The following is a 7,986-nucleotide window of genomic DNA, read 5'->3' on the forward strand; positions in this document are numbered from 1 at the left end:
TACAGTCTGTCAGCGGGAGGACCTATTGTATCGCCCAATGCCGCCATGACGATCATGACTCCCATAGCACCACACACGCTGAATACAAGAAGCATTATTTTTCCTGCGCAGGATGTGATCACTGTAGAGATAGGAAAAGGAAGACACTGTGACTGTGAAAAGGGAATCGCATCTTTTGATGGAGATACATTTATCCCTATGGTCACCGGTGACTGCATTCAGATCCGGCAGGCAGATGTAAAGACAAAGATTCTGAAGCTGAACCATTTAAGTTTTGTTGAGGTATTGCGCCGGAAGATGAGAGACAGCTGATCAGCAGGAGGAAATAAGGTGAAAGTTGCGAGACATGAGAAAATTATTGAACTGATTCATCAGTATGATATTGATACACAGGAAGAGCTGGCCTCCAGACTTAATGAGGCAGGATTTAAGGTGACACAGGCGACTGTATCCAGAGATATTCGTGCTCTCAAGCTGACAAAAGTGGCAGGAAAGGACGGAAAGTCCCGTTATGCAATTATTAATAATGAATCAGGAAGTCTTGGAGAAAAATATACAAGAGTACTGGAAGATACCCTGCTTTCTATTGATGTGGGACAGAATATCATTGTGATCAAAACCGTTTCCGGAATGGCAATGGGCGTGGCAGCAGCTCTGGATGCGTTGAAATGGCCGGAAATACTGGGATGTATTGCAGGTGATGACACTATTATGTGTGCTGCAAAGACTTGCAGACATGGCACTGGGAGCAGCAGAGAAACTGAGAAGTTTTGTCAGATTGAATAAGTGATCCCACGAGTAACTGCTCAATACCTTTGCAGTTACGATCCTGAACTTTTAACATTACAAATGACTTGATTATGGAGGCAATAAATGTTAGCTCATCTGCATGTGAAAAATCTTGCACTGATAGAAGAAATAGAAGTGGAATTTGGTCCCGGACTGAATATCCTGACCGGTGAGACCGGAGCAGGTAAATCTATCCTTCTGGGGTCTATGCAGCTGATCCTGGGTGCAAAAACTTCTAAAAATATGATAAGGGAAAATGCATCCTATGCACTTGTGGAGCTGCTTTTTCAGGTAGAAAACGAGAAAGCGCTGGAGACACTGAAAGCACTGGATATCTGTCCGGAAGATGGACAGGTACTTCTGTCCAGAAAAATCATGGATGGAAGAAGCATCAACAAGATTAATGGAGAGACAAGTACTGTAGGTCAGATGAAGGCCGCTGCTGCATGCCTTTTGGATATCCATGGACAGCACGAGCATCAGTCACTTCTGTACCAGGATAAGCAGCTTGCAATCCTGGATGCATATGGAAAAGAAAAAATCCTTCCTGCAAAGGAGAAAGTATCTCTGGCATATAAAGAATACAGCAAATGCAAAACAGAACTTGGTTCCATGAATATGAATGAGGAGCAGAGAAATCGTGAGCTGGCTTTTCTGGAGTTTGAGATCAAAGAAATCGAGAAAGCAAATCTGCAGCCGGGAGAGGATGAGGAACTGGAAGCCCGGTACAGAAAAATGAGCAATGCAAAACTCATCGTTGACTCCCTGCAGCTTGTACATAATCTCACAGGCTATGAAAGCAAGGAAGGCGCCGGAGAGACTGTCGGAGAGGCATTAAAGGAATTCTCTCATGTAACACAGTATGATCCGGAGCTTACACCTCTTGCAGAGACACTTACTTCTGTAGACGGTCTTCTGAATGATTTTAACAGAGAATTATCCGCTTATCTGGACGAGCTGACCTTTGATGAAGGAGAGTTTTATGAGACAGAGAGAAGACTGGATCTGATCAATGGACTGAAGGCAAAATATGGACGTACCATTGAGGAAATTTTCACATATCGCAAACTTCAGGAAGAAAAACTGGAAAAATTACATAAATATGAAGAAAATTTACAGGAATTAAAGGAGCGTCTCAGAGAACTGGAAAATATTCTTGAGAAAAAGTCGGATGAATTAGCAGAAATCCGTAAAGAATACAGTAAACAGCTTGAGCAGAAGATTATTCAGGGATTGAAGGATTTAAATTTCCTGGATGTGAATTTTGCCATTGATTTCCGGAAAAAGAAAAACTACACAGATAATGGAACCGATGATATCCAGTATCTCATTTCTACAAATCCCGGAGAAACTCTGAAGCCACTGGGACAGATCGTATCCGGCGGTGAGTTGTCTCGAATCATGCTTGCATTAAAGGCAATCCTTGCAGACAGAGATGAGATTGAGACATTGATCTTCGATGAGATCGATACTGGTATCAGTGGAAGAACTGCACAGAAAGTCTCTGAAAAGATGGCAGTGATCGGACAGCATCATCAGGTACTCTGCATCACGCATCTGCCGCAGATTGCAGCTATGGCAGACAGTCATTTTGAAATTGAAAAACATCTGCAGGGAACTGAGACTATTACCCAGATTCATGTGCTTAAAGAACATGATTCCATCCGCGAACTGGCAAGACTGTTAGGTGGTGCAGAAATTACACCTGCAGTTCTTGAGAATGCGAAAGAGATGAAAGAATTGGCACAGAAACAAAAAAATACAAGATTTAAATAAAATAATTGACCACATACTAAGAGAGGATAATCTTTGTGACGGATTGTTCTCTCTTATTTTTGTACCTTTCGGATTTGCTGTGATGGGAAGTGTTTTATGGCAATTTCACAGTTACAGAATTTCATAAATACAGAATGAAAGGATGTGCATAACAATGAACAAAAGAAAATACAGACTTTTTGTCATCTGTTGTCTTGTGCTGGATCTGTTGGTGATGCTGATATCAGGTTACAGATATCTGGACAGAAAGATACCTGACGAAATTCAGATTTCCAGAGGCAAAAAAACAGAAGATGTCACAGAAGTTTTGTCAACACCATTTGTTACATTTGAAGAAGCAGTTACTGTTTCGCAGGATGGAGGCTATATTCTGCCCTGTAAACTTTTGGGTTATATTCCATTTAAAGAAATAAAAGTAACACCTGCAGATGATCAGGAAATTTATGTCAGCGGAAGCACCATAGGAATTTATATGCAAACAGAAGGTGTTCTGGTGATTGACACCGGTGAAATTCAGAATCGGAATGGTGAGACAGAGGAGCCTGCGAGAAATATTATCAGACAGGGAGATTACATTATCTCATTTAACGGAGAAAAAATCTCTACAAAAAGAGAACTGATAGATGACATCTCAGAACTTGATGGCAGCGAAGTTACACTGGGGATAAGCCGTAAAGGAGAGAGTATTCCTGTATCTGTAACTCCTGTAAAAGACAAAAAAGGAGACTATAAACTTGGAATCTGGGTAAGAGATGATACGCAGGGGATAGGAACGCTTACCTACGTAGATCAGAATGGTAATTATGGTGCCCTTGGCCATGGAATCAGTGATATAGACACTGCCCAGCTTCTGAATATCCGAAACGGAGCTTTGTATAAAGCCCGGATTCTTGCGATTAACAAAGGAAGTAAAGGCAATCCCGGCGAACTTGCAGGATACATCTGCTATGATGACAGAAATATTCTTGGAACTATCGAAGCAAACAGCAGAAACGGAATTTATGGTCAGTTCACAGGGATTGCAGATGATGCGATCACTTTAAAGAAAATGCCGGCTGCGTATAAGCAGGAAGTGAAGATTGGAACAGCCACAATTCTCTGCAGTACAGATGGCGAGGTAAAAGAATATGATGCAGAGATCAGAAAAATAGATTTGAATCATGAAGATACCAACAAAAGTTTTGTGATAAAGGTGACAGATAAAGAACTTCTGGAAGCTACAGGAGGGATTGTACAGGGGCTCAGCGGAAGTCCGGTTATCCAGAATGGAAAAATCATTGGTGCGGTAACTCATGTATTTGTTCAGGATGCTTCCAGCGGATATGGAATCTTTATTGAAAATATGCTGAAAAATACAGAAAACTCTATTAATGGATGATCAGGATTATGAAACAAAAATCTGATTATTGTCGAAATATATCAGATGCCTGTGAAAAATGAAAATAAAGAAAAAAGAATCACCAAAACTGTCGACATAAAATAGGACAAATTTCCCTCTGTGTCTTGATTTTTCCGTAAGCATTCCTCTATAATATGTGATGAACCGAAAAAGAAAAGAGATTTATTGAAAAATGGGGGAGGAGTGAAATTTATGGAAAAATTAAATGTGGCAATTGCAGATGATAATGAGAAAATGGTGGAAGTACTTGGTCAGATAATAGAAGAAGACAAAGATCTGGAACTTGTGGGAAAAGCGCATAACGGAGAAGAAATCTGTAATATTATACGTGAAAAGGAACCGGACGTTGTGGTTCTGGATATTATTATGCCGAAAATGGACGGACTGGCAGTAATGGAGAAATTTGCCAATGACAAAAGTCTCAAAAAGATCCCATCATTTATCGTAGTTTCGGCAGTCGGTCAGGAACGTATTACAGAAAATGCATTTAACTTAGGGGCAGATTATTATATCCTGAAGCCTTTCGATAATCAGATGCTGCTTAATCGTATCAAACATGTGCGCAGAGCCGGCGAGAGAAGAATACGTCAGATCGGGCGGCAGCCTGAAAGGACAGAAGACAATCCGGTACCTGTGAGAAATCTGGAAACAGACGTGACAAATATCATTCATGAGATTGGAGTGCCTGCACATATTAAAGGATATCAGTATCTGCGTGACGCCATCATCCTGTCAGTTAATGACATGGAGATGCTCAATTCCATTACCAAGATACTGTATCCTACGATTGCAAAGAAACATCAGACAACAGCCAGCAGAGTGGAACGGGCTATCAGACACGCTATTGAAGTTGCCTGGAGCAGAGGAAAAATGGACACAATAGATGAATTATTCGGTTACACAGTCAGTACAGGAAAAGGAAAACCCACAAATTCAGAATTTATTGCTCTGATTGCAGATAAAATCAGACTGGAATATAAAAATCGCTCTTTCCAATAGTCATAGTTTGGAGTATAATTATTCAATAAAGGCTACCAAGGAGGGTTTTTCGCATGAAAAATATTTTATTTGCAACATCTGAAGCTGTACCATTTATCAAAACAGGAGGTCTGGCAGATGTAGCTGGCTCATTGCCGAAATATTTTGATAAACGATATTTTGATATTCGTGTGATCTTACCGAAATATGCCTGTATGAAACAGGAATGGAAAGATAAAATGAACTATATCACACATTTCTATATGGATCTTGGATATAAGAACTGCTATGTAGGAATCATGCACATGGAGTACGAAGGAATTCAGTTTTATTTTATTGACAATGAATACTATTTCAGCGGACCCAAACCGTATGACGGAGGAACATGGGATCTGGAGAAATTTGCATTCTTCTCCAAAGCTGTACTGTCAGTTCTTCCGGTTATCGGATTCAGACCGGATATTATACACTGTCATGACTGGCAGACCGGACTTGTTCCCGTATATCTACACGACAGCTTCCAGCAGAATGAATTTTTCTGGAATATCAAGACGATCATGACAATACATAACCTTAAATTCCAGGGTGTATGGGATGTACAGACAATCAAGAATATCACAGGACTGTCCGATTATTATTTTACAGCAGACAAACTGGAAGCATATAAAGATGCCAACTATCTGAAGGGCGGTATTGTGTTTGCAGATGCAGTCACTACTGTAAGCAATACTTATGCAGAGGAAATCAAGACACCGTTCTATGGAGAAAAACTGGACGGTCTGATGTGTGCGCGTGCAAACAGCCTGCGTGGAATTGTAAATGGTATTGATTACAATGAATTCAATCCTGAAACAGATCCATATATCACAAAGACTTATAATGCAACAACTTTCAGAAAAGAGAAAGTTAAGAACAAACTTCAGCTTCAGAGAGATCTTGGATTGCAGGAAGATCCGAAGACGATGATGATAGGTATTGTATCACGACTGACAGATCAGAAAGGGTTTGATCTGATCGCATATGTGATGGATGAGCTTTGCCAGGATGCTATCCAGCTTGTAATTCTTGGAACCGGTGATGAACGTTATGAGAATATGTTCCGTCACTTTGACTGGAAATATCATGGAAAGGTATCTGCTCAGATCTATTATGATGAGAAAATGTCTCACCGTATCTATGCATCAGCAGATGCGTTCCTGATGCCGTCCTTATTTGAGCCATGCGGTTTGAGTCAGCTGATGAGTCTCCGTTACGGAACACTTCCGATCGTCAGAGAAACAGGTGGACTGAAGGATACGGTCGTACCTTATAATGAATATGAGGGAACTGGAAACGGATTTTCTTTCAGAAACTACAATGCGCATGAGATGCTTGCAACAGTGCGCAATGCGGAAAGAATCTATTATGATAAGAAACGTGAATGGAATAAAATGGTTGATCGTGCTATGGCAGCTGATTTTTCATGGGGTAATTCCGCACGTCAGTATGAAGAAATGTACAACTGGCTGATTGGTGATAAATAGAAACAGAGAGAAATATTAAAAACTACGAAAGAGCAGGGAATGTAAAAAAAGCACATTCCCTGCTTTTACTGTTATGATGAATAAAAAGCTTGACATTTGACAGGAAGTATAATACTATAATGAATAGAAAACGAACATAAGTTCTTAAAGGGCTGAAGGAGATTAAAATTAATGATAAATGAAGAAAAGCAGAAAGCACTGGAAGCAGCGCTTGGACAGATTGAGAAACATTACGGGAAAGGATCAGTCATGAAACTCGGGGAATCCGGAGCAAATATGCAGGTGGAGACAGTCCCTACCGGATCTTTAAGTCTTGATATTGCACTTGGAGTAGGTGGTGTTCCCAAGGGACGTATCATCGAGATTTACGGACCGGAATCCAGCGGTAAGACAACCGTTGCACTTCACATGGTTGCGGAAGTGCAGAAACGAGGCGGGATTGCTGGATTTATTGATGCAGAACATGCTCTGGATCCTGTCTATGCAAAGAATATCGGTGTAGATATCGATAACCTGTACATATCACAACCGGACAATGGAGAACAGGCACTTGAGATCACAGAGACGATGGTGCGTTCCGGAGCTGTGGATATTGTGATCGTTGACTCGGTTGCCGCACTTGTACCGAAGGCGGAGATTGATGGAGATATGGGTGACAGCCATGTAGGTCTTCAGGCCAGACTGATGTCACAGGCTCTCCGTAAACTTACAGCAGTGATCAGTAAATCTAATTGTGTAGTTATCTTTATCAATCAGCTGCGTGAGAAGGTTGGAGTTATGTTTGGAAACCCTGAGACAACGACAGGTGGGCGTGCTCTGAAATTTTATTCATCTATCCGCATGGATGTCCGCAGAGTAGAGACATTGAAACAGGGCGGTGAGATGGTGGGAAACCACACCAGAATCAAAGTTGTGAAGAATAAGGTGGCTCCGCCGTTTAAACAGGCAGAATTTGATATTATGTTCGGAACCGGCATTTCCAAAGAGGGAGATATTCTTGATCTGGCAGCGGAATGCGGAATTGTAAATAAGAGCGGTGCATGGTACGCATATAACGGAGATAAGATCGGACAGGGACGTGAAAATGCGAAGATTTTCCTGAAAGAGCATACAGATATCTGTGATGAGATTGAGAAGCAAGTCAGAATCCATTATCATCTTCTTCCGGATGAAGAAGGACAGGCCAAAGAGCCGGTGCCGGCAACAGGTGATGCACCGGATGCTTCTGAGGAGTGATCATGGGGAATTCATCCGGAGATCTGAGAGAATTTCTCAGGAATGCAGAGGCTTTAAAGAGACAGACTGTACAGAAACAACAGAAAAATTTAACGGAAGAACCTGAAGAATACAGAGACGCAAGGCGTAAAGCCATGCGTCTCTTGAGAACATATGGATCGGACGGAGAAGGGATTGAGAGAGAAATTGCGTCAGGCGGGATTTACCAGTCAGGCGGTTGATCATGCTCTGACATATGTTGAAGCCTATGGATATATAGATGATGAACGATATGCCAGAACTTAT

The 7,986-nt window shown here is 41.3% G+C and carries 6 protein-coding genes and 1 pseudogene; all 7 read left to right on the forward strand.

What is annotated here, in order from left to right; all coding sequences use genetic code 11:
• Positions 1-312 (forward strand): annotated as a pseudogene (locus AC075L_RS07185) (NAD(+)/NADH kinase); the annotation flags it as partial.
• 18 nt (positions 313-330) lie between these two features.
• A complete protein-coding gene (gene argR, locus AC075L_RS07190; RefSeq protein WP_476387450.1) occupies positions 331-786 on the forward strand; it encodes an arginine repressor in 456 nt (151 codons plus the stop codon).
• A gap of 87 nt (positions 787-873) precedes the next feature.
• Positions 874-2,565 (forward strand): DNA repair protein RecN, encoded by a 1,692-nt coding sequence (gene recN, locus AC075L_RS07195; protein ID WP_118521356.1) that lies wholly within the window; start codon positions 874-876, stop codon positions 2,563-2,565.
• 154 nt (positions 2,566-2,719) lie between these two features.
• On the forward strand, positions 2,720-3,943 hold the full coding sequence (gene spoIVB / locus AC075L_RS07200; RefSeq protein WP_270434165.1) for a SpoIVB peptidase: 1,224 nt from the start codon (positions 2,720-2,722) through the stop codon (positions 3,941-3,943).
• Positions 3,944-4,156: 213 nt separating this feature from the next.
• On the forward strand, positions 4,157-4,963 hold the full coding sequence (spo0A, locus tag AC075L_RS07205; RefSeq protein WP_008704085.1) for a sporulation transcription factor Spo0A: 807 nt from the start codon (positions 4,157-4,159) through the stop codon (positions 4,961-4,963).
• Between the two features lie 53 nt (positions 4,964-5,016).
• On the forward strand, positions 5,017-6,465 hold the full coding sequence (gene glgA / locus AC075L_RS07210; protein ID WP_008704084.1) for a glycogen synthase GlgA: 1,449 nt from the start codon (positions 5,017-5,019) through the stop codon (positions 6,463-6,465).
• 171 nt (positions 6,466-6,636) lie between these two features.
• A complete protein-coding gene (gene recA, locus AC075L_RS07215; RefSeq protein ID WP_022381059.1) occupies positions 6,637-7,701 on the forward strand; it encodes a recombinase RecA in 1,065 nt (354 codons plus the stop codon).
• The last annotated feature ends 285 nt before the right edge of the window (positions 7,702-7,986 follow it).

The organism is Blautia sp. ZXY-1-B12 (genome assembly GCF_056339915.1).

What these genes read in the sequence shown, in the direction of transcription:
- recN (WP_118521356.1), top strand. Translation starts at nt 874, where the DNA reads ATGTTAGCTCATCTGCATGTGAAAAATCTTGCACTGATAGAAGAAATA.
- spoIVB (WP_270434165.1), top strand. Translation starts at nt 2,720, where the DNA reads ATGAACAAAAGAAAATACAGACTTTTTGTCATCTGTTGTCTTGTGCTG.
- spo0A (WP_008704085.1), top strand. Translation starts at nt 4,157, where the DNA reads ATGGAAAAATTAAATGTGGCAATTGCAGATGATAATGAGAAAATGGTG.
- glgA (WP_008704084.1), top strand. Translation starts at nt 5,017, where the DNA reads ATGAAAAATATTTTATTTGCAACATCTGAAGCTGTACCATTTATCAAA.
- recA (WP_022381059.1), top strand. Translation starts at nt 6,637, where the DNA reads ATGATAAATGAAGAAAAGCAGAAAGCACTGGAAGCAGCGCTTGGACAG.